The 22,217-nt window shown below is 71.8% G+C and carries 18 protein-coding genes; 6 read left to right on the forward strand and 12 right to left on the reverse strand.

All coding sequences use genetic code 11. The features are described from left to right. Positions 1 to 4: 4 nt before the first annotated feature. Entirely contained in the window at positions 5 to 1,150 is a 1,146-nt protein-coding gene (locus KPL59_RS14870) for an MFS transporter (protein ID WP_226361147.1), read from the forward strand. A 98-nt stretch (positions 1,151 to 1,248) separates the two neighbouring features. Here the strand turns inward: KPL59_RS14870 and KPL59_RS14875 are convergent, their stop codons facing one another. The 7 genes from KPL59_RS14875 to KPL59_RS14905 form a co-directional block, all read right to left on the reverse strand. After that, the gene (locus KPL59_RS14875; RefSeq protein WP_226361148.1) at positions 1,249 to 2,262 is read right to left on the reverse strand and encodes an ABC transporter substrate-binding protein; all 1,014 of its coding nucleotides are present in this window, start codon (positions 2,260 to 2,262) and stop codon (positions 1,249 to 1,251) included. A gap of 64 nt (positions 2,263 to 2,326) precedes the next feature. Further along, positions 2,327 to 3,481, reverse strand: a complete 1,155-nt coding sequence (locus KPL59_RS14880; protein ID WP_226361149.1) for an amidohydrolase family protein — start codon at positions 3,479 to 3,481, stop codon at positions 2,327 to 2,329. 92 nt (positions 3,482 to 3,573) lie between these two features. After that, positions 3,574 to 5,262, reverse strand: a complete 1,689-nt coding sequence (gene groL, locus KPL59_RS14885) for a chaperonin GroEL (RefSeq protein WP_226361150.1) — start codon at positions 5,260 to 5,262, stop codon at positions 3,574 to 3,576. A 177-nt stretch (positions 5,263 to 5,439) separates the two neighbouring features. Further along, on the reverse strand, positions 5,440 to 5,799 hold the full coding sequence (gene mimD / locus KPL59_RS14890) for a propane 2-monooxygenase effector subunit MimD (RefSeq protein WP_020622163.1): 360 nt from the start codon (positions 5,797 to 5,799) through the stop codon (positions 5,440 to 5,442). Continuing rightward, positions 5,796 to 7,004: a toluene hydroxylase gene (locus tag KPL59_RS14895; RefSeq protein WP_226361151.1), complete on the reverse strand. Its 1,209-nt coding sequence runs from the start codon at positions 7,002 to 7,004 to the stop codon at positions 5,796 to 5,798. The genes mimD and KPL59_RS14895 overlap by 4 nt, the downstream gene beginning before the upstream one ends. Continuing rightward, positions 7,001 to 8,059, reverse strand: coding sequence for a 2Fe-2S iron-sulfur cluster binding domain-containing protein (locus KPL59_RS14900; protein ID WP_226361152.1), 1,059 nt, complete (start codon positions 8,057 to 8,059; stop codon positions 7,001 to 7,003). Before KPL59_RS14900 ends, KPL59_RS14895 begins: the two co-directional genes overlap by 4 nt. A 206-nt stretch (positions 8,060 to 8,265) precedes the next feature. Beyond that, on the reverse strand, positions 8,266 to 9,903 hold the full coding sequence (locus KPL59_RS14905; RefSeq protein WP_043276429.1) for a methane monooxygenase: 1,638 nt from the start codon (positions 9,901 to 9,903) through the stop codon (positions 8,266 to 8,268). Between the two features lie 461 nt (positions 9,904 to 10,364). Here KPL59_RS14905 and KPL59_RS14910 point away from each other — a divergent pair, with 461 nt between their 5' ends. From KPL59_RS14910 to KPL59_RS14920, 3 genes are all read left to right on the forward strand, one after another. Continuing rightward, a complete protein-coding gene (locus tag KPL59_RS14910) occupies positions 10,365 to 12,176 on the forward strand; it encodes a helix-turn-helix domain-containing protein (RefSeq protein ID WP_226361153.1) in 1,812 nt (603 codons plus the stop codon). Positions 12,177 to 12,261: 85 nt separating this feature from the next. After that, complete coding sequence (locus tag KPL59_RS14915; protein WP_226361154.1) at positions 12,262 to 12,489, forward strand: hypothetical protein; 228 nt, start codon at positions 12,262 to 12,264, stop codon at positions 12,487 to 12,489. Positions 12,490 to 12,520: 31 nt separating this feature from the next. Then, positions 12,521 to 13,621, forward strand: coding sequence for a gamma-glutamylcyclotransferase (locus tag KPL59_RS14920; protein WP_226361155.1), 1,101 nt, complete (start codon positions 12,521 to 12,523; stop codon positions 13,619 to 13,621). Positions 13,622 to 13,677: 56 nt separating this feature from the next. Here KPL59_RS14920 and KPL59_RS14925 read toward each other — a convergent pair whose 3' ends face one another. Further along, the gene (locus KPL59_RS14925; protein WP_226361156.1) at positions 13,678 to 14,748 is read right to left on the reverse strand and encodes an MFS transporter; all 1,071 of its coding nucleotides are present in this window, start codon (positions 14,746 to 14,748) and stop codon (positions 13,678 to 13,680) included. 204 nt (positions 14,749 to 14,952) lie between these two features. Here KPL59_RS14925 and KPL59_RS14930 point away from each other — a divergent pair, with 204 nt between their 5' ends. Next, positions 14,953 to 15,897: an ABC transporter ATP-binding protein gene (locus KPL59_RS14930; protein WP_226361157.1), complete on the forward strand. Its 945-nt coding sequence runs from the start codon at positions 14,953 to 14,955 to the stop codon at positions 15,895 to 15,897. Further along, complete coding sequence (locus KPL59_RS14935) at positions 15,894 to 17,066, forward strand: ABC transporter permease (protein ID WP_226361158.1); 1,173 nt, start codon at positions 15,894 to 15,896, stop codon at positions 17,064 to 17,066. The genes KPL59_RS14930 and KPL59_RS14935 overlap by 4 nt, the downstream gene beginning before the upstream one ends. On the opposite strand, the gene KPL59_RS14940 is transcribed toward KPL59_RS14935, so the two are convergent. The 4 genes from KPL59_RS14940 to pdxH all read right to left on the reverse strand — a co-directional run bounded on the left by KPL59_RS14940 (position 17,047) and on the right by pdxH (position 22,068). After that, complete coding sequence (locus KPL59_RS14940) at positions 17,047 to 18,438, reverse strand: deoxyribodipyrimidine photo-lyase (protein ID WP_226361159.1); 1,392 nt, start codon at positions 18,436 to 18,438, stop codon at positions 17,047 to 17,049. The genes KPL59_RS14935 and KPL59_RS14940 overlap by 20 nt on opposite strands. Positions 18,439 to 18,570: 132 nt before the next feature. Then, the gene (locus tag KPL59_RS14945) at positions 18,571 to 19,881 is read right to left on the reverse strand and encodes a citrate synthase (RefSeq protein ID WP_060713456.1); all 1,311 of its coding nucleotides are present in this window, start codon (positions 19,879 to 19,881) and stop codon (positions 18,571 to 18,573) included. A gap of 89 nt (positions 19,882 to 19,970) precedes the next feature. Continuing rightward, on the reverse strand, positions 19,971 to 21,365 hold the full coding sequence (locus tag KPL59_RS14950; protein ID WP_226361160.1) for an MFS transporter: 1,395 nt from the start codon (positions 21,363 to 21,365) through the stop codon (positions 19,971 to 19,973). Positions 21,366 to 21,414: 49 nt separating this feature from the next. Next, on the reverse strand, positions 21,415 to 22,068 hold the full coding sequence (gene pdxH, locus KPL59_RS14955; RefSeq protein WP_020626955.1) for a pyridoxamine 5'-phosphate oxidase: 654 nt from the start codon (positions 22,066 to 22,068) through the stop codon (positions 21,415 to 21,417). Positions 22,069 to 22,217: the final 149 nt, after the last annotated feature.

Raw genomic sequence — 22,217 nt, forward strand, 5'->3', positions numbered from 1 at the left:
GGGCGTGCCCCGCTCGCTGTCGTCGCTCCCGTTCCGCCTGCTCCTCGCCTCGACCGCGCTCGCGTTCGGCGGGTACGCCCTGCTGCTGCCGGTCGTCCCGCTGTGGGTGTCCCGGGGCGGTTCCGGCGAGTTCGGAGCGGGGCTGAGCACGGGCGTACTGATGGCGGCCACCGTCGGCACCCAGCTGCTGGTGCACGCGATGCTGCGCCGGGTCGGGCACCGTCCGGTGCTGGTCGTGGGGTCGCTGCTGCTCGGCCTCCCGACGCCGTTGCTCGCGCTGACCGCCGACCTCGGTCCGGTGCTGGCGATCTCCGCCGTCCGTGGGCTCGGGTTCGGGATGGCCACGGTCGCCGGGAGCGCGCTCGTCGCGGAGCTGGTCGAGCCGTCCGCGCACGGTCGCGCGGCGGCGCGCTACGGCTACGCGGTCGGCCTGCCCCAGCTGCTGTTCCTGCCGGCGGGCGTCGCGGTCGTCGACGCGCTGGGGTTCACCGGGGTGTTCCTGCTCGCCGGGATCACCCCGGTCGCCGGGGCGCTGGTGGTGGCGTTCGTGCGCGGGCCCCGGCGGGCCCCCGCACCCCGCCGCGACGACGCCGTCCCGCACCCCCGCGAGCCCCGCAGGCGACTCCCCGCCGCGCCGGTGCTCGCAATGCTGGGCTGCTCCACCGCGCAGGGCGGCGTGATCACCTTCGCCCCGCTCGTCGCGCCAGGGGCGACGGTCGCGGTGCCCGCCGCGCTGTTCGCCACTGCGCTCGGGGCGCTGCTCGGCCGCGGCGTCGCGGGCACCCTCACCGACCGCAGCGGACGTCCCGGGGCCCTGTTGCCGGTCGGGACCGCGTGCGCCACGGTCGGGCTGCTCGGGGTGCTCGCCGCTCCGTTCGCGTCGGTCCTGCTGGTGGCGGGGGCGGCCGCCGTCGGCGCCGGGTTCGGGCTCGTGCAGAACGACGCCATGGTCGCCCTGTTCGCCGCCGCCGGGCCGTTGCACTACGGCCCGGCCAGCGCCGTCTGGAACATCGCCTACGACGCCGGGACCGGCCTGGGAGCGACCGGGCTCGGCGCGATCGCCGAGCCCTTCGGCTTCGCCGCCGCCTTCGGCACGACGGCCGCGGTGCTGTTCGTGCTCACCCCGGCGGTCCACCGTCGTCGCGCCTGACCACCGCCACGAGACCCCGCAGCGACGCCACCGGCAGGAGTCTCGCGCGGCAGGGCGGGCCCCGGGGTCGGGGCACGCCCCACCCCGACGGGAGCGGGTCAGGCCTTCGGAATCGCCCGCTGCAGCTCGGGGACGACCGCGTCGAGCACGGACGGGAGGCTGAGCACGGTCTGCCAGGCGAAGGCCAGCTCGGTGGCCCCCTCCAGGAACACGGCGCGCCCGTCGCGCATCGCGGGCAGCCGCGACAGCAACGGATCCCCGACGACCGTCGCCTTGCCGCCGGGGGTGAACGACAGCTGGTCCCAGACGATGAGGTCGTGGTCGAGCTCGCTCGCCTGCTCGAAGCTGAACTCGGTGTAGAACTTGCCTGCGGCCAGCTGGTCGATCCGCGGCGGCACGGTGAACCCCAGCTCGGTGAAGAACCGTGAGCGGGGGTCCTGCGAGGAGAACACGCTGATCTTGTCCGCGCTGCGGCTCGCGACGACGACCGAGCGCCCCTTCCACTGTGGATCGGCGTCGCGGGCGGCGACGAACCTGCCCTCCAGGTCGGCGACCAGCTTCTCGGCCTCGGCCTCCTTGCCCAGCGCCCGCCCGGTCTCGCGGGTGTACTCCTGCCACGGTGCGCCGTAGTCGTCGAACCCCCGCGGTGGCCCGACGGTCGGTGCGACGGCGCTCACCACCGGATAGCTCTGGGCATCGAGGTCGGAGTAGAGGCCGATCACCAGGTCGGGGCGCTGTGCTGCGATCTTCTCGGGCTCGATGGAGGACATGTTCAGGACCGCCGGTGCCGCGCCCACCGCCTGCGCGGCCGCCTGGGCCCACGGCTGCACGACGACCTTCTCGTCGCCGTACCAGTAGCGGGCCGCCACCGGCGCCACCCCGAGCGCGAGGATCGCGTCGTGGTCGGTGTAGCCCACGGACACCACACGCTGCGGGGCCTGTGGGATCGTCGCCGCGCCGAGCTTGCCCTCGATCGTCACCGGGAATCCGGCGCTCCCCGTCGCGGCACCAGTGCCGGTCTCCGACCTGCCGCCCCCGCCACACCCGGCCAGGGCGGCGCCACTGGCCGCAGCCAGCGTCCCCAGGAGCATCTGTCGCCGGGTCAGTCCCATGTCCGTTCCTTCCGCTCGTCCGGCGGAATGCTAGGCCACGAACTTAGGCTTGCCTGTGCTGCATTCAGGTGGGGCTCAGCGCGCCCCTGCGGCGCGGGCCGGTGCGGGGCGTGGCGCAGCCGAGGTCGAACCCGTGCACCCGCGCTGCGGTACCGCCGAGCAGGGCGGCGCGCACGTCGTCGTCGAGCTCGGGAAACCGTCCGCGCAGCTCGTCGGGATAGCGGAAGGTCATGAGGTCGCGGATCAGCCGCGCCGGACGCACCAGCGGGTAGCCGCTGCCGAACATCAGCCGGTCCGGGCCGTAGGCGGCCAGCAGCTCGCCGAGCGCCTCCGCGGCAGACACCCGGTGTCGCCGCAACGCGATCAGCAGGTCGGTGAGCAGCACGTAGACGTTGGGCACGCGGGCCAGCCGGATCAGCGACGCGGTCGGGGCGCAGGCGGCGCCCACCACGAACCGGATCTTGGGCAGGGCCGTGGCCAGCGCGGCGACCTCGGTGACGTCGACGGCCCCGGCCGGCAGCGGCCCCGCGCTGCGCACCCGGACCGGCAGGGCGGACCCGGCGCGGACCGGCTCGGCCCACTCCGGCCACCGGGGCCGCGGAGCCGCCTCCCCCTCGGCGACGACGCCCGCGTGCGCCCAGTCCGGTGCCGCGCGCGACGGTCGCGCGGTCGGTGCGACCCCGATGTGGACCACCCCGGCGCCGGCCTGCTCCGCCCGGATCAGGGTCCGTCGCAGCCACGGTGCCCGCAGGGACAGCGCGGTCTCCGGACGACGGGCCGGCAGCACGGTCAGCGCGCGCAGACCGTCGCGACCGACCCGGGCGCCGATGCCACGGGCACGGGCCCGGTCGGCGGGATCGAGCTCGCCGGCCAGCGCGAGCCGACCGGGGTGCTCGGCGGCAAGCTCGGCGTGCCAGGCAGGCGCGGCGAACCCGAGAACGAACAGGTCCTCGAACCCGGCAGGGACCAGCACCGCGCGGTCCACCGCGGACAGCACGTGCGCAGCCAGTGCCTGCGGCGTGACCAGCTCGAACGCGTCCGCCGACAGCGGCCGCGGCGAGGGGTCGACCATCCGGTGGCGGTGCAGCAGGTCGGCGACGAACTGCTCCCCCGCCGGGCCCGACTGGTTGTGCGGCCTGCCGTCCCAGCCGTGCACCTGGGCGTCGACGACCGCCGGGAGACCACCACGCCCCGGGGGCGCTGGGCAGCACCGGTCCACGACGACCACCTCCACTGTCGCGGAGCGGCCCGGCACGCGCAGCGCGTGCCGGGCCGCTCCCCTGGGTTCCCTGTGACCGGGCTGGCCGGTACCTACCCGACCGACGGGCCGAGCCCCATCGACTGGGGCGTGCTCGAGTCCGGGCTGGGCTGCGGGATGCCCTCGTCGAGCTGGCCGAACTCGGTCATGAGGGCCTTGTTCCAGGGCGTGACCTCCTCGGCCACCAGGGAGTTGGTGGTGAGGATCAGCCCGGCGACCGAGGCGCCGTTCTGCAGGGCGGAGCGCACGACCCGCAGCGGGTCGATGATGCCCATCTCGACCATGTCCCCGTAGCGGCCCTCCAGGGCGTCGAAGCCCTCGTCGACGCCCATGGTGGTGACCTGCTTGACCACCTCGTCGCCGTCGTAGCCCGCGTTGGAGGCGATGAGGTGCACGGGCTCGGTGAGCGCCTGCCGGACGATCTCGGCGCCGATCCGGTAGTCCCCGGTCACGTCCAGCTCGTCGAGGGCGGGCTCGGCGTGCAGCAGCGCCGCGCCGCCACCGGCGACGATGCCCTCGGCCACCGCGGCCCGGGTCGCCTGCAGCGAGTCGTCCACGCGGTGCCGGATCTCGCGGGCCTCGGCGTTGGTCGGTGCCCCGACCGAGATGATCGCGGCCTTCCCGGACAGCCGGGCGATGCGGTCGGAGAAGAAGTCCTCGTCGGTGCCGATGGTCGCGCGGGCCAGCTCGGCGCGCAGCTGCGACAGCCGGTACTCCAGCTTCTGCTTGTCCCCGCCACCGCCGATGATCGTGGTGCCCTCGCTCGTGACCCGCACCTGCACGGCGCGCCCCAGGTGCTCGACGTCGATCTGCTCGAGCGAGAACGAGGAGCTCTTGGAGTGCACCTGTCCGCCGCAGAGCGCGGCCATGTCCTCCAGCAGGTGGATGCGCTTCTCGCCGAAGCCGGGCGCCTTGATCGCGACGGCCTGGAAGTGCCCGTTGACGTGGTTGTGGACCAGCATCTGCAGGGCGGTGCCCTCGACCGTCTCCGCGACGATGACGAGCGGGCGCCGGTCGTTGCGCATGATCCGGTCCAGCACCGGCATGATCTGCTGGACGTCCTTGATCTTGTGCGCGGTGAAGAGGATGTAGGGGTCGTCGACGATCGCCTCGAGCGTGCCGGGGTTGGTCACCATGTACGGCGAGACGTAGCCGTTGTCGAACTCGAAGTCCTCGACGAAGTCCACCGAGACGCCCGGCAGCGGGGTGTCGTCGACGGTGACGACGCCGTCGTCGCCGACGGTGTGCAGCGCCTTCGCGACGACCCCGCCGATCGTGTAGTCGTCGTTGGCCGAGATGGAGGCGACGCGGGCGTAGTCCTCCTCGGTGCTGACCGGGTGCGACACCGTCTGCAGGCGGTCGACGAGCGCGTTGACCGCGATGTCGATGCCCCGCTTGACCAGCACCGGGTTGCCACCGCCCTCGATGGCGCTCATGCCTTGCTTGACGATCGCCTGGGCGATGACGGTCGCGGTCGTGGTGCCGTCGCCGACCGTGTCGTTGGTCTTGACCGCCGCTTCCTTGACCAGCTGGGCTCCCATGTTCTCGAAGGGGTCGCGCAGGTGGATCTCGCGGGCGATGGTGACGCCGTCGTTCGTGACCTCGGGCGAGCCCGTGATCTTCTCCAGGATGACGTTGCGGCCCTTGGGGCCCAGCGTGCTCTTGACGGCTTCGGCCAGCTGGTCGACGCCGGCCTGCAGCAGATGACGGCCCTCGGCGCCGAAGCGGAGTTCCTTGGCCATGGTGGGTCCTCCCGGAGAGAGTCGGTCCAGGTGCGCGGGTGTGGATCAACGTGCGCAGCCGAGGCGCCGTCGGGGCGCGCTGCGCGGGTGGAACGCACCGCCCGGGCCGTCGCCGACCGTGGTGGGCCGGGGACGGGTCGTCGTCCCGGGCGGTGCGATCCGGGTGAGGAGCGGGTCCTACACCGGCTTCAGGTCGAAGTCGATGTACTCGGCGGCGTCCTCGGGATTGGCGAACATGATCGTCTTGTCGTCCAGGTGGACCATCCGCCCGTAGTGGGTGGACATGTTCTCCTCGAACTGGGCGGCGTCGAACCAGCCCTCCTCCTGGCCGGCCTCCTCGTCCATCGCCTCGTAGTCGAGCTCGAACTTGCCGGTGCCGTCGACGCGGATCATCGAGGGCAGGTGCTGCACGGTCACGTTGTCCTGACGGTCCAGGACCGTCGCGATGACCGCGCCGATCTGGTTGTTCATCAGCGTGAATCCGCACATGTTCGACGCGGTGCTGTCCTGCTTGAACGGGCTGTCCGTGCTGGTCACTGCTTCAGCTCCTCGGGGACGTCGAGACCGAGATCGCTGCAGATCCCGGCGAACCGGTTCTTGGCGCGGTCGAGGGAGTCCTCGAACGTCGGCGGCTTGGAGTCCGACTGGGACCACATCGGCTGCATGGTCCGGGCGGCCTCCAGCGCCTGCGGCACGTAGGTCCGGAGCCAGCCGCCCATGAGCTCCCGGTTGTGGTCGGCGAACTCGCGGTCCTGGGTGAGCGGCGCGAAGCAGGCGATCGACCAGCGCAGGTCGCGCTGGGCGTAGTCGAACTCGCCGGCACCCATGACCGTCGGGGTCACGTAGTCACCGTTGGTGGCGGCGGACTGCATGACCAGGTTCGACCGGAACAGCTCGCCGACCAGGGGCTCGAACACGCAGTTCGCCGCGAAGATCGCCTCGCCCCAGTCGTCCTGGACCGCGGTGAGGGCCTCGGTCATCCTGCGGGCGCCCTGCCACTCCGGCGCGTTGTCCCACGCGTCGAGGTGGGCGGTGCCGTCGAAACCGTCGATCTCCTCGGACAGCGTCAGGTTGTAGAGCGCGAGGTCCTGGGCGAACCGGATCTTGCGGGTGGAGTTCGCGGCGAGCGCGGTGTTGTGCATGTTCGTCGGCGCGGACCGCTCGTTGGACGCGAAGACGTAGAGGCCGAGGATGCGCTCGATGTGCATCCAGGCGCCGACGTTGCGCTCGACGAAGCGCACCCAGTTCGGGTTCCACAGCTCGAACGCCTTCGCGTTCCGGGCGTTCTCGATGTTCTGGGTGAGCTGGCGGACGACGTTCGCGTTGTACCGGAAGAGGCTCTGCTCCCACTCCTCGTTCGGGTCGCGGAACTCGTGCCAGCCGTGGGCCGGCCAGTTCTTCACGTGCAGGCCGCCGGTGCCGACGCCGCGCTGCGGCTCCGGCTCGTCGACGCCCCAGGCCTTGAGCTTGGTCCAGTGCAGCGGGTAGCCGCCCTCGCCGTTGGCGAAGCCGTAGATCCAGCCCTGGGCGAGGTAGTGCCGCGGGTCCGGCTGGACCTCGACGGTGGTGTCCTCGTACAGCGTCTGCTTGCGCTTGGCGGGCGCGTAGTAGTTGTAGCGGCGCGCGTTCGAGCTCGAGTCGGGGAACTCCCGCGCCCCGGCCTCCGCGTCGGTGAAGACGGGCTTGGGAACGCTGCGCTGCGAACCGGACGACGTGTCCTGCGTGGTGGGGGACTGAGTCATTGCTGTCCGTCCTCGCCTTCTTGCTCACCGGTCGTGGTGAACTTGTCGTAGAAGATGTTGGTCTCACTCACACCCAGCTGGGTCAGCGTCGCGATCGCCGCGTCGACCATCGGCGGGGGACCGCAGACGTAGGCATCCGCTCCCTTCAGATCGGATTCGTTGCGCCTGACCACCTCCGTGATCAGGCCGGTCTCGCCGGCCCAGTCCGCGCCGCCGTCCACGTCGGACAGGGCGGGGACGTACCGGAAGCCGTTGAGCTGGGGCGCCAGTTCGGCGATCTCCTTCTCGAAGCAGAGATCGGCCGCGGTGCGCGCGCCGTAGTAGAAGGTGGCCCGTCGTTCGACCCCGCCCTCGGCCATCGCCCGGAGCAGGCCCAGCACCGGCGCCATCCCGGCGCCACCGCCGACGAAGACGATCGGCGAGCTGCGGTTCTGCCGGAGGGTGAAGGTGCCGAAGGGCGCCTCGACGTCGAGCCGGTCACCGGGGGCGGCCTTCTCGTCGAGCCAGGTCCCGAACAGCCCGCCCGGGTAGACCTTGATGACGAACTCGTAGGTGCCGTCCCGGTTCGGGGTGTTGGCCATGGAGAACGAGCGGCTCTCCTCGGTCCCGGGGCAGACGAGGTCCATGTACTGCCCGGGGAAGAACTTGATCTCCGACGGCTCGACCAGCTTGACGGTCAGGTGCCGCATGTCGTGGGTGACGGCCTCGACCGACACCACCTCGACCACGCCCTTGGTGAGGGGCAGGCCGGAGCGGATGATCTCCTCGTCGTAGTTGGTCAGCTCGATGACCAGGTCCTCGTAGGCGTGTGCCCGGCACAGCAGGGTGTGCCCCTCGTCCTTCTCGTAGTCCGGCAGCGCGAACGTCGAGTAGCTGTCGTACTCGATGTCCTCGCCCTCCAGGACGAAGGACTTGCAGGCCGAGCACTGGCCCTCCTTGCAACCGTGCATGAGCTGGACGCCCTGCTCGGCCGCGGCACGGAGGATGTTCTGGTCCTCGTCGACCTCGATCTCGATGCCGACGGGCTCGAACCGCACGACGTGTTTGTCTCCCACGAGCGCAGACCACCTCTCTTGGCGTGACGAAGGGCGTGAGAAAAAAGACCAATCGGACAGACGTGGGCAGGCGTCGCCCCGGGCCCCGCCCGACGGACAGGGGTCCCGGGGTGACCCGGCCGGGGAAGACGACCCCCCGGCCGGGCCGCGGGAAGAGAGCCCCGTCATGGAGTGACGGGAACCCTCTCCCCTCGCCTGACCCGCGCTCAGGCGTCGGTGGGCGCGGGCCGGCCTCCCGGCCCCTGGCGGTTGTAGTCCGCCACGAACGCCTCGCGCTCGGCGTCGCTCATCTCGTTGAGGATGACGTTGGGGCTGGCCAGGTGCGGCATGCGCCGCATGTGGTCCAGCGTCCACATCTTCTTCGGGTCGAGATCGAGGTGCGGCTGAGCAGTCAGCGTCTTGCCGTCGTCACGGACGAAGCCCATGTCCTGGATGACGTCGGCCCAGTTCCAGCCGTGGTAGAGCGTCTCCCACTCGCGGTGACCCACGAGCTTGCCCATGTTCGGGGTCTCGCGACCCTGGTACACGGGCCGGAAGGCCTCGGCGTCGGTCCAGCGGCAGACCTCGTGGCAGTACGTGCGCCACTGGCCGTCCACCTTGTCGACGACCATGTCCTCGCGCACCAGACACGGGACCATGCAGGTCCAGCAGCGGTGCGGGTACACGTAGTCGACGTCCTCGGCCACGATGGCGTGGTGACCGTTCGGCTTGGCGAGGCGGTTGTAGTTCTCCCACCACTTGCCGTACCGGTCGTACCAGCCCGGGTACTTGTACTCGAACCACTCGAAGTCGGTGTCGGTCATGCCGTCGATGCGCCAGTAGTTGGCGCACCAGCCGGTGGCGAAGAACTGCGCGACCTCGTGGACGTAGCCCTTGTTCCAGATCTGGTTCCAGGACTCCTCGACCAGGTCGTGCGGGATCACCAGGCCGTACTTCTCGAGCGGCAGCAGGTAGCTGCGGTAGTAGTCGTCGTAGATCCAGCGGCGCCACATCTCCGCGTAGGACTCGCGGTCCTTGCGGCGGTCCTTCGTGCCGTACTCGATGAAGGTGCCGATGGCGGCGTCGACGACGCGGTGGTTGTTCCACCACGCGTAGCGCAGGTCGCGCTCGAGCAGCTGACGGTTGTCCTCGTCCGACAGCGCCATCAGGAGCGTGGCGTAGCCGTTGGAGATGTGCCGCGACTCGTCGGACTGCACCGAGTGGAACACCGTCGGCAGCAGGTAGTCGCCGTTGGCGGCCGCCTCGGCCGGCATCGCCACGAACAGGGTGTTCGTGAACGCGGTCTCCGCGACGATGGTCAGGTAGATCGACGCGGCGGTGATGGCGTCACCGGTGATGAACCCCTCGGCGAACTGGCGGCCGATCGTGCCGCAGTAGTCCGACTGGAAGTTCCGCAGCGAGTTGTTGAAGCCCGCCGGGTCGATGTAGTTGTTCATGTACAGGCGCTTGAGGTTCTGCTGGATCGTGCTGTGCCGAACCTCGTCGATCATCTGGATCGCCTGGCCGTTGTGCAGCTCCGGGTTCGGAACCACGTGGAACAGCATCGGCATCGAGCGCGCCGCCGAGATCTCCGGCAACGGGATGATCGACAGGAAGAGCTTCTGCCACTCCAGCCAGCGCTCCTGCACCTGCCGGAACATGTTGCCGCGGATGGCACCGTCCTGGGCGCCGTAGACGCGGTGGTCCTTCTCCTCCTCCATCGGGAAGTACGAGCGCAGGACCTGCTTGAGCGGGTCCTTCTTCGCCGCCTTCTTGAAGGTGTAGTCGGTTCCGTACTTCATGTACGGCTCGTGGTACTGCGGCTCCCAGGAAAGCTCCTGGATCTTCTGGTGAGCCTTCGCCAAACTCTGCCGACTCACGTCGTCTCCTCACGGTGGTGGGTTGTGGTCGGATCAGCGGGCGAGCGCGGGTAGCCCGATGTCGTGGTCGAACGCGGAGTCCGGACGACCCGGTGACGTGGGTGGATGCCGCGGCGCCGGTGCCGTCTGTCCTCCGTGCTGCGAATCACACATGGTCCGGCAGGCATTCGAGGTCTCAATATGAGACTCTTCCGCCCCGCCACCTGTGGTGATCTTGCTCTCACGGCGCGTACCGTCGCCGTGGCCACGGGATCCGGGCAGGTCACCGCTGTCGCACGCGGGTCCCCGGTGGTCGTGTCCCGAGCTCGACACTGGCAAGGAGGCCGTGTGTGAGACCCCTGCCCGACGGCGCGCAGGGCGCCACCCGGGCGGGCCGGCCGACGCCGCGCCCGCGACACCCCGGGGACGGATCTGACGTCTCCGCCACCGGCTCGGCGCCCACATCCGTGTCCAGGACCGCTACCAGCACCGCGGCCAAACGGATCGCGGCGGCCCGCGAGGCGTTCCTGCACCACGAGCAGATGCGTGAGGACGCGGTCCGCCCACCGATCCTGGCGTCCTGGATCCGGTCGCGGGACAGCGACGTGGCGCCGGACTCCATCGACCTGCCCGAGGTCGGCCGCGAGACCGACAGCCCGCTGGTACGGGCGGCCACCCCGATCGTCTCCGAGCTGTGCGACCAGTTCGCCACCGAGCCGGTCAGCCTCATCCTCTGCGACTCCGACGGTGTCGTCCTCGACCGCCGGACCGGTGACTCCGCGCTGCGTCAGCACCTGGACCGGGTGTGGCTCGTCCCCGGTTTCTCCTACGCCGAGCAGCACGTCGGCACCAACGGCATCGGCACCGCGCTGGAGGGCAGGCGGCCGACCGAGGTGTTCGGGCACGAGCACTTCGTCGAGCACCTGGAGGACCTGGCCTGCGCCGGCGCTCCGATCCGGCACCCGGTCACCGGCAAGATCCTGGGCGTCATCGATCTGACCTGCTGGCGGACCGAGGCGAACGCGCTGATGGTCGCCACCGCCGCGACGACGGCCCGCCGCATCGAGGAGGCGTTGCTCGCCGCGTCCGGGCGGCACGAGCTGACGCTGCTGCACGACTACCTGACCGCGGTCCAACGCGGGGGCGACTCCGCGGTGCTCGCCGTCGGCGACGACCTCGTGATGATGAACGACCGCGCCCGCGAGCTCATCGCCCCCGGGGACCAGGCCCCGCTGCTGGCCGGGGCGACCGACGCGCTGCGGGCCGGGCGCAACCGCCAGCTCGTCGTCGACCTGCCGAGCGGGGCGACCGCGCGCGTGCAGTGCCGGCCCAGCTGGAACGAGGCGGGCTCGGCGGGCGGCATCCTGCAGGTGAGCCTGACCCACCGCGAGACCGTCGGCCGCGGCGCCGCGACGCCGACGATCACCACCGCGCTACCGACCGCCGTCGGCTCGGGGGCGCTGTGGACCAAGTGCGCCCAGGCCGTGGACCGGCACTTCCGCACCAACGAGTGGCTGGTGCTGCAGGGCGAGCCCGGCTCCGGCCGGACCACGCTGGCCCGCGCCACCCACCACCTCCACTCCCCCGCCGGGCACGTCCGCGTGCTCGACGCCGGCGACGTGGGCCCGCGCTGGTTCTCCGAGGTGACCGACGAGCTCGGCGGGGGCGGCGGGACGCTGGTGCTGCGCGAGGTCGACCGGCTGCCCCCGGCCGCCGCGGCGGCGCTCGCCGACGTGCTGGAGCCGCACCGCGAGTCGACCGACCCGGAGCGGGCCTGGGTCGTCGCGACCCGCGGCAGCTCCCGGACCACCGACTCGCCCGAGCTGGCGTCGCTGCTGGACTGCTTCCCGCGCACCATCGAGGTCCCGCCGCTGCGCCACCACGTGGAGGACGTCGCCGAGCTGGTTCCCTATCTGCTCGCCCGGCTGACCCGGGGCGCCGACCTGACCTGTGCGCCGGAGGCCCTGCGGGTGCTCATGCGCCACCGGTGGCCGGGCAACGTCGAGCAGCTCTACCAGGTGCTGCGCAAGGTCGTGAGCCGTCGCCGAACCGGGGTGATCCGGCTGGAGGACCTGCCACCGGAGACACGGGTGCTGGCCCGGCGGGTACTGACCCCGCTCGAGTCGATCGAGTGCGACGCCATCGTCGACGCCCTGCTCGACGCCGACGGCAACAAGGCCGAGGCGGCGCGCCGGCTCGGGATGAGCCGGGCGACGATCTACCGCAAGATCCGAGGCTACGGCATCGCGACGCCGGAGGGTGCGGGGATGGCCCGGTAGCGGCCGTCGCGCAGGGCAGACGTGGGCGCGCGGTGAGGTCCGTCCGGGGGTGCGGCAACCCCCGTTCGGCCCCTACCGTCGGTCCATGGCACTACTCCGACGGTTGTTCGTGTTCCCCGACGGCACCCCGGCCCTGCTGCGCGGCGCGGGCGGTGGCCTGATCGTGCTGGTCTCCGTACTCTGGCCGTTCGCACTGCTGCCCGCGGGCACCTCGACCGTGGTGATCGTCGTGGCGGCCGCGCTGTCGGTCCTGGTGCTGTCCGCCGTGGCCACGGCGCTGCTGCGACGGCGGTACCCGGACGCCTCCCGCTGACCCCGGGGCTGTTGATCTACGGTCCGTGCCCATGACGGGAACGGACACCACCGCACCCTGGCCGGACTCCGCGTTCCCCGCGGACCCCTATCCGGGTGCTCGGCCGCCGTGCTCGTTCCTGCACGTCGACGGCCGCACCCACCCCCTGACGACCGACCCGTCGACGCCCTCGGGATGGCGGGTCGACGGTCGTTGTCTCGACGACGTGCTCGCCGGAGCGAACGCGCCGCCGATGGCCGGGCGGGTACCGCTGCTGGCCTACGGCTCGAACGCCTGCCCGTCGAAGATCTCCTGGATGCGCGAGGCCCACGGGCTGACCGGACCGGCCGTCGTGCTGCGGGTGCGCACCGAGGGCCTGGCGGCGGTCTGGTCGGCCGGCCGCCGGGTCGTCGACGACCAGCGCCCGGCCACCCTCGCCGCCGTCGGCGGGGCGGTCGAGGAGCACACCGTGTGGCTGGTCGCGCCGGAGCAGTTCGCCGCGCTCGACGCCGTCGAGGGCCGCGACGCCGACCCGCCGCGCTACCGGCTGGCCCGGGTCGCGACCGGGCGGGTCACGCTCGTCGACGCCGCCGGGGTGCTGGACCGGCCGTGGGCCTACCTCGCCCCGGAGGTCCCCACCGGCGACGCCCGCACCGACCGCCGTCCGCTGCACGTCGACGGGGCACCCGTCCGCTGCGCCGACCTCGCCCAGGCCGGGGCCGTCGCGCTGTCCGGGGCACCCGGCCCGGACGGTCTCGACGCCACGACCGTCGACGGCGTACCCGTGCCGGAGCAGTGGCCGTCTCGGGTGTTCGTCTACGGCACCCTCATGCCCGGCCGCCGGGCCTTCGGGATGCTGCGCGGGCACGCCTCTGACGTGCTGCCCCAGCCGGTGGTGCTGCCGACCGGCGCGGTCGCCGACACCGGCCGCGGGTACCCCGCGCTGACCCTCGACACCGGCGACGGGGTGCCCGGCTGGGTCGTCGAGCTGGCCGACCCGGAGACCGCGCTGGCCGCGCTCGACGCCTACGAGGGCCCGGAGTACGCGCGATCCCGGGTGGTTCTCGACGACGGCACCGTGTGCTGGGCCTGGGTGTGGACCGCGGCGCGGGACGGCCACGTGCCGCTGCCACACGGCTGGTCCCTGCCCTGACGCCGACCGGGCCCGTCCCCGACGGGGACGGGCCCGGTGTGGACCGGTGCTACGGCTCAGGAAGCGGTCTTCGCGGCCTGCCGTGCGCGGTGCTCGGCGAGCCCGGGGATCTCCCGGCCGGAGATCGATACGCCCTTCGTCTCGATGACGAAGTAGAGCGCGATCATGCCGATCACGCAGGCGCCCATCATGTAGTAGGCCGGGAACAGGACGTCGCCGGTTCCCTCGATCGCCGACTCGTTGATCAGCGGCGCGGTGCCGCCGAACGCTGCCGTCGCCACGTTGTAGGAGATCGCCATGCCGGCGAAGCGGACGTGGGTCGGGAACATCGCCGGGAACGTCGCGGAGATCGTCCCGAGCTGGAGCAGGTAGATCAGCCCGAGCACGGTGAACCCGAGGATCGCCAGCGGCACGCTCACCGCCATCAGCATGTACATCGGGATCGCCAGCACGAAGATGCCGACCAGCGAGATCCACCAGCACGGTTTGCGGCCGATCCGGTCCGACAACGCCCCCGCGAAGGGGATCAGCAGCATCATCACGACCTGGCCGACCACGGCGACCGTGTCGGCGCTCGCCGAGTCCATCGACAGCGTCGTCTGCAGGTAGGTCGGCATGTAGGTCAGCAGCGTGTAGTTGATGACGTTCAGCGCGATGACCAGGCCGAACAGCGCGAGGATCGGCTGCCAGTAGCGGACGAGGAGGTCCTTGAGAGCGCCGGTCGCGGCGGACTCGGACTCGCCGGCGGCCTCCAGGTCACGGAACACCGGGGTGTCCTCGAGCTTGGTCCGGATGTAGAGGCCGATCATCGCCAGCGGCAGGGCGATCATGAACGGGATGCGCCAGCCGTAGTCGAGCATGGCCTGCTCGCCGATCGCGGTCTCCAGGCCGAAGACGACCAGCACCGCGAGCGTGAAGCCGGCCAGGGTGCCGAACTCCAGGAAGCTGCCCCAGAACCCGCGCTTGCGGTCCGGCGCGTACTCCGCCATGAAGGTGGCGGCGCCGCCGTACTCACCGCCGGTGGAGAAGCCCTGGACGATCCGCAGCAGGAACAGCAGCGCCGGGGCGGCCCAGCCGATCGTCGCGTAGGACGGGATGACGCCGATCAGGAACGTCGCGACGCCCATCAGGAGGCTTATTCAGGGCCGCCTGGCGGGCTACCTCGCTGCGGTCCCGACCTGGAGAAACACCGCACTTCATGATCACCCTGAATAAGCCTCATCCCAGCACCATTGCGGTGTGCGGAGCCTACAGAGCGGAAAGGGGACCTGCCACCCACGCCCGCTGATCGAGACCGGTGCGCGACCTCCGCTCCGTGTAGCGTCGCCGACGTGCTGGCGATCGACGGCCTCGCCAAGCGGTTCGGCCCTGCCACCGCCCTCGACGAGGTGAGCTTCACGGTCGGTGCGGGCGAGGTGTTCGGCTTCGTCGGCGGCAACGGGGCGGGCAAGACGACGACGATGCGGATCGTGCTCGGCGTCCTCGACGCCGACGCCGGTGCGGTCACCTGGAAGGGCGCGCCGCTCGGTCCCGCGGAACGCCGTCGGATCGGGTACCTGCCCGAGGAGCGCGGTCTCTACCCGCGGATGCGGGTCGCCGAGCAGCTCGTCTACCTGGCCCGGCTGCACGGGATGTCACGGTCGGAGGCCCAGGCGGCCACCGAGACCTGGACCGAGCGGGTCGGGCTGGCCGGGCGCCGCGGCGACGAGGTGCAGAAGCTGTCGCTGGGCAACCAGCAACGGGTGCAGCTGTGCGCCGCGCTGGTGCACGACCCCGATCTGCTGGTGCTCGACGAGCCGTTCTCCGGGCTGGACCCGGCGGCCGTCGACACCCTGGGGGCGGTGCTGCGCGAGCGCGCCGCGGCCGGGGTGCCGGTGGTGTTCTCCTCCCACCAGCTGGAGCTGGTGGAGCGGCTCTGCGACCGGGTGGGCATCATCTCGGCGGGCCGGATGGTGGCGATCGGCACGGTCGACGGGCTACGCGCCGGTGCCGCCGACCGCTACGACGTCACCGGCCCGCCACCGGGCTGGGCCGACGACCTCCCCGGGGTGCGGGTCCTCGACGTCGACGGTGCCCGCACCCGCGTCGAGCTGGCGCCGGGCACCGACGACCAGGCGCTGCTGGCCGCGGCGCTGGCCGCCGGGCCGGTGCACGCGTTCGGTCCGTACCGGCCGCCGCTGACCGAGCTGTACCGCGACGCCGTGCGCGACCGCGCCGTCCCGGCGGACCCCGCCCTTCCCACGGACGGCGCCCTCCCGACGGACCGCGCCCGATGAAGACTGTGCTGCTCGTCGCGCGGCGCGAGATCACCACCCAGCTGCGGTCGCGGACGTTCGTCGTCGGGATCCTGCTGATGCTGCTGGTGTTCGGCGGCTACGGCGCGGTGATCGTGTTCGCCGGGACGCAGGGCTCGTCGTCGTCGCTGGTGCTGGACGGGCCGGCCCGCGAGCTGCGCAGCGAGCTGCAGGGCACCGCGGACCGGCTGGGCACCACGCTGCGCGTGACCGAGGCCGGGAACCGGGACACCGCGGAGTCGATGGTCCGCACCGGCGAGGCCGACGCGATGCTCACCGGGGCACCGGGGACCTACCAGCTCGTGGGCCTCGACGACGTCGCTCCCGGGCTGCGGTCGCTGGTCGCCGACGTGGTGGAGCAGCAGGCCGTGCGCGAGTCACTGCTCGCCGCGGGGGCCGACCCGGACCGGGTGAGCACGCTGTCCGGGGTCGGGGTGCGCACCCTCGAACCGGTCGACACCGAGCTCGGGCAGCGGATCGGCACCGCGTTCGTGGTGACGTTCCTGCTGTTCTTCTCGGTGACCGCCTACGGCGCGGCCGTCGCACAGGGGGTGGTCGAGGAGAAGGCCGGGCGCGTGGTCGAGCTGCTGCTCGCGACCGTCCCGGCGCGGCAGCTGCTCGCGGGGAAGGTGCTCGGGCTCGGCCTGGTCGGGCTGCTGCAGCTGCTGATCCTCGGCGGGGTGGGCGCGGCCGTCGCGGTGGGCACCGGCGTGCTCGCGGTCCCGGCGCTGCTGCTGCCGACGCTGGTGTCCGCGCTGGCCTGGTACCTGGTCGGGTTCTTCCTGTTCGCGACGCTCTACGCGGCGGCGGGCGCGCTGGTGTCCCGACAGGAGGAGCTCCAGTCGGTGACCGCGCCGATCGCCATCGTGCTGCTCGTGCCGTTCCTGCTCGCCGTCGCCGTGCTGCCCGTGGACCCGCGCAACCCCGTCACCACGGTGCTGTCGTTCGTGCCGTACCTGTCGCAGACGCTCATGCCCGCGCGCACCGCGCTCGGCGTCACCGCGTGGTGGGAGCCGGTGCTCGCCTATCTGCTGGCGCTGGCCGCCCTCGCCGGGATGGTGCTGCTGTCGGCACGGGTGTACCGCAACTCGGTGCTGCGCACCGGGGCCCGGGTCCGCTGGCGGGACGCGCTCAGGGCCGGGCGGCCTTGACCTGGTCGTAGCGGGCAAGCGCGTCCTGGCGCTCGGCCTTGTGGTCGACCATCGGCTCCGGATAGCCCTCCGGGATGCCGCCGGGCAGCTTCCACGGCTGGTGCACGGCCTTGCCCCCGACCTCGGCGAGCTCGGGCACCCAGCGGCGCACGTAGTCCCCGTCGGGGTCGAACCGCTCGCCCTGGGTGATGGGGTTGAAGATCCGGAAGTACGGCGACGCGTCCGTCCCCGACCCGGCCGTCCACTGCCAGCCGTGCTGGTTGGAGGCCAGGTCGCCGTCGACGAGCAGCGACATGAAGTGCCGCGCGCCGCGCCACCACGGAAGGTGCAGGTCTTTGACCAGGAACGACGCGACGATCATCCGCACCCGGTTGTGCATCCACGCCTCGCCCCGCAGCTGGCGCATCCCGGCGTCGACGATCGGGAAGCCCGTCCGGCCCTCGCACCAGCGCTCGAAGTCGGCGTCGGCGGCCTTCCCGGTGCGCAGCGGCAGGTGGTCGAAGGCCTTGTCGTAGTTCTCGCGCGCGGAGTCCGGGCGCCGGTACAGCACGTCGGCGTAGAACTCCCGCCAGGCGATCTCGGTGCGGTAGGTCTTCACCGAGTCCCCCTTCTGCTTCGCCAGGTCCGCGAGCAGCGTGCGCGGGTGGACGCAGCCGTACTTGAGGTACGGCGACATGCCCGAGGTGCCGCGCTCGGCGGGCAGGTCGCGGGCGGACCCGTAGTCCGCCACGCCCTCGTCGAGGAAGTCCGCCCAGCGGGCCAGCGCCGCGGCCTCCCCCGCCTCGGGCAGCTCGGCCTCGACCGGCTCGTCGTCCGGGATCCGCACCGCGCGGGGTCCGCCGCTCTTGTCGGCGGGGTCCATCCACGTGCACGTCGACGCGTCGGTCCCGGCCGGGGCGCGCCAGCCGTGGTCGACCCACGCCCGGCTGAACGGGGTGAACACCTTGAACGGCCCGCCGGTGCCCTTCTCCACCCGGCCGGGCGCGACGGCGTAGGGCGAGCCGGTCCGGACGAGCTCGACGCCGTCCTCGGCGAGTGCCTTCTCGACCTGCTCGTCGCGCTCGCGGCCGTAGGGGCCGTAGTCCGCGGCGACGTGCACGGTCTGCGCGCCGACGGCCGTCGCGATCCGCGGGACGACGTCCGCCGGGTCCCCCTTCACCACGAGCAGCTTCCCGCCCAGGGCCTCGTCGAGCTCGCGCAGGCAGCCGTAGAGGAAGTTCGCCCGCGCGGCTCCGGAGGGTTTCAGCAGTGCCGGGTCCAGCACGAACAGCGCGAGCGCGCGGTCGGCGGCGTCGGCCGCCGCGAGGAAGGTGGGCTGGTCGGCGACCCGGAGGTCTCGTCGGAACCAGACGACGGCAGTGCTGGGCGCCATGCCGGTCGACGCTAGCGCCGCCGCGTCCCACCCGCCCGCCGAACCGCGCCCCCTCCCCCGGTCGCACTCCCGCCCCCGGAACGCACGAGCGGGCCGCTCGTGCAGAGAGGCCGGTGCGGTGCTGCTACCTGGTCAGCGCTGGCCGACCGGGACGTAGAGGCGCTCCGCGGAGCCGGTGTAGAGCTGGCGCGGACGCCCGATCTTGTTCTGCGGGTCGTTCATCATCTCGCGCCAGTGCGCGATCCAGCCCGGGAGCCGGCCGAGCGCGAACAGCACGGTGAACATCTTCACCGGGAAGCCCATCGCCCGGTAGATGACGCCGGTGTAGAAGTCGACGTTCGGGTAGAGCTTGCGCTCGACGAAGTAGTCGTCGGCCAGCGCCTTCTCCTCGAGCGTCATCGCGATGTCGAGCAGCGGGTCGTTGACGCCGAGCTTCTTGAGGATCGTCTCGGCCTGCTCCTTGACGATCTTCGCGCGCGGGTCGTAGTTCTTGTAGACCCGGTGCCCGAAGCCCATCAGCTTCGCGCCCTGCTCCTTGTTCTTGACCCGGCTGACGAAGTCGTCGACGTTGCCGCCCTCGACGTCCTTGATGCGGGTCAGCATCTCCAGCACCGCCTGGTTGGCGCCGCCGTGCAGCGGGCCGAACAGCGCGTTCACGCCGGCGGAGATGGAGGCGAACAGGTTGGCCTGGCTGGAACCGACGAGACGCACCGTCGAGGTCGAGCAGTTCTGCTCGTGGTCGGCGTGCAGGATCAGCAGCGTGTCGAGCGCGCGGACCATGTCGGGGTCCAGCTCGTAGGGCTCGGCGGGGAACCCGAAGGTCATCCGCAGGAAGTTCTCGACGAGGCCGAGTGAGTTGTCCGGGTACAGGAACGGCTGCCCGACGGACTTCTTGTAGGCGTAGGCGGCGATCGTGAAGACCTTCGCCATGAGCCGGACGGTGGAGAGCTCGACGGCCTCCTCGTCGTGCGGGTCCAGCGAGTCCTGGTAGAAGGTCGACAGCGCGCTGACCGCGGACGACAGCACCGGCATCGGGTGCGCGTCCCGCGGGAAGCCCTCGAAGAAGCGCTTCAGGTCCTCGTGCAGCAGGGTGTGCCGGCTGATCCGGGTGGTGAAGGCGTCGAGCTGCTGCTGGCTCGGCAGCTCGCCGTAGATCAGCAGGTAGCTGACCTCGAGGAACGTGGAGTTCCCTGCCAGCTGGTCGATCGGGTAGCCGCGGTAGCGCAGGATGCCGGCGTCACCGTCGATGTAGGTGATCGCCGAGGAGCAGGCCGCGGTGCTGGTGAAGCCCGGGTCGAAGGTGACCAGGCCGGTCTTGCCGAGCAGCTTGCTGACGTCGACGGCCTGTGACCCCTCCGTCGGGGTGTGCACCGCGGTCTCGAACTCGCCGCCCGAATACCGGAGTACGGCGGTGTCGGACTTGGCGGCGGTCTCGTCGGACATGTGGAGGTTCCCTCTCACAGCGGGGATCAATCGGGTCTCGGGCACACGCTAGCCCGCCGGGGCGAATCCGCAGAACGCGGCGACGATTCTCACCCTCCGTCGCGGGGCGCGCGGTAGCGGAGGAACTCCGGGAAGCGCCAGACGCACAGCAGCACGCCCACGATCACCGCGGCGCCGCCGAGCGTCGCGGTGACACCGGGCCCGATCAACGACGCCGCCGAGCCGTGCCACATGTCGGCCAGCCGTGGCCCGCCCGCGACGACGACGATGAACACGCCCTGCATCCGGCCGCGCATCTCGTCGGTCGCGACGGTCTGCAGCATCGAGGACCGGTAGACCGAGCTGACCAGGTCGCCGGCGCCGGCGACGGCCAGCGCGAGCACCGCGAGGAACAACGACCCGGTCAGGCCGAACACCAGGACCCCACCGCCCCAGACGCACACCGCGACCACGACCGCGACGCCTTGGCGCTGCACCTTCTGCAACCAGCCCGACAGCACGCCGCCGGCGACCATCCCGATCGGGATCGCCGCGTACAGCAGGCCCTGCTGGACACCTCCGTCGGCCGTACCGCCGAAGGTGTCCACCGCCATCTGCGGGAACAGCACCCGGGGCATGCCCAGCCCCATCGCGATCACGTCGACCAGGAACGAGACGAGCAGGATGCGCTGGGTACCGACGTAGCGGAAGCCGTCGACCACCGCGCGCAGCCCCACCTTCGGACGCTCACCGTCCACCCGCTGCGCGGAGCTCGGCAGCGCGGGCAGCCGCCAGGTCGCCCACAGCGTCGCCAGCAGGAAGATCGCGTCGACCAGGTAGAGGGTCGACAGCCCGATGAACGGGATCAGCACCCCGGCCAGGAGCGGCCCGAGCACCGCGCCGACCTGCACGACGGCCATGTTCAGCGCGTTCGCGGCGGGCAGCTGCTCGGCGGGCAGCAGCCGCGGGATGACCGCGCTGCGGGTGGGTTGGTTCATCGCGAGCATCGCCGACTGGAACGCGAACAGCACCAGCACGACCCACACGTTCCCGGCCCCGCTGGCCGAGACCACCCACAGCGCCAGCGAGCTCAGCGCGATGCCGGACCCGGTGAACAGCAGCATGACCCGCCGGTCGACGGCGTCGGCGATCGCGCCACCCCACAGCCCGAACATCACGAGCGGGACCAGGCCGAACAGACCGGTCAGCCCGACGTAGGCCGACGACCCGGTCAGCTGGAAGATCTGGATCGGCACGGCGACGACCGACAGCTGGGCGCCGATCACCGTCACGATCCCGGCCGCCCACAGCCGCCGGTAGGCGGGCGTGCGCAGCGGGGTGGTGTCGGCGAAGGTCGACCGCAGCAGCCCGGTCAGCCGCGACGCGCGGGTGCGGACCGTCGGCCCTTCGTCCGCGGGCGAGGGGACGGGGCGGGTCGGGGTGTCCCGTTCGGCGCCCGGCACCGGCTGCGTCGGCCCCTCACCGGGATCGTTGCGCGTGCTCACGATGTCAAGGTGTACACGGACGCCCCGACATCATGCCTCCGGGTTGCCCCTAGGGGGCGAGCCGGCGCACCGACCAGGAGTCGTCGCGGCCGACCTCGAACCGCAGCCGGTCGTGCATCCGGTCGGCGCGGCCCTGCCAGAACTCGACCTGCCACGGCACGATCCGCCAGCCACCCCAGTGCGGCGGTCGCGGGATCTCCTCGACGCCCTCGAAGCGGCGGGTGACCCCGGCGAGCGCCTGGTCGAGGACCGTGCGCCCGGCGACGATCGTCGACTGCGCCGACGCCCACGCCCCCAGCTGTGACCCGCGCGGGCGCAGCGCCCAGTAGGCGTCGGACTGGGCCTCGGAGCAGCGCTCGACGCGGCCGGAGAGCTGCACCTGACGCTGGAGGTCGTACCAGGGGAAGGTGACCGAGGCGACGCGCGTGCGGTTGAGGTCGTGGCTCTTGGCGGAGGTGTAGTTCGTGTAGAAGACGATGCCGCCGGCGTCGAGGCCCTTGCACAGGACGGTGCGCGACGACGGCAGCCCGTCCGGGTCCGAAGTCGCCAGCACCATCGCGTTCGGCTCGGTCAGCCCGGCCTCACGGGCCTGCTCCAGCCACGCGGTGAGCTGTTCGTACCAGGTCGGAGCCAGGTCGTCGACGTCGAGCGGTCGGCTCGCGTAGTCGATCCGCATCCTCTCCAGCGCGGGTGCGTCCGTCATCGGTTCCCCTCACTCACGGTCGGTGCCGCCGACGACCGTAGGCACGCGCCCGCCTCCCGCGCACCCGCCGTTCGGTCCCCGACCGCCCGGATCACCCGTTGACGTCGTTGCATCCCGCAATCAATAGTCGATCCGTACCCACCCGATCG

It is taken from the genome of Pseudonocardia sp. ICBG1142, assembly GCF_020496255.1.
Taxonomy (GTDB): Bacteria; Actinomycetota; Actinomycetes; order Mycobacteriales; family Pseudonocardiaceae; genus Pseudonocardia.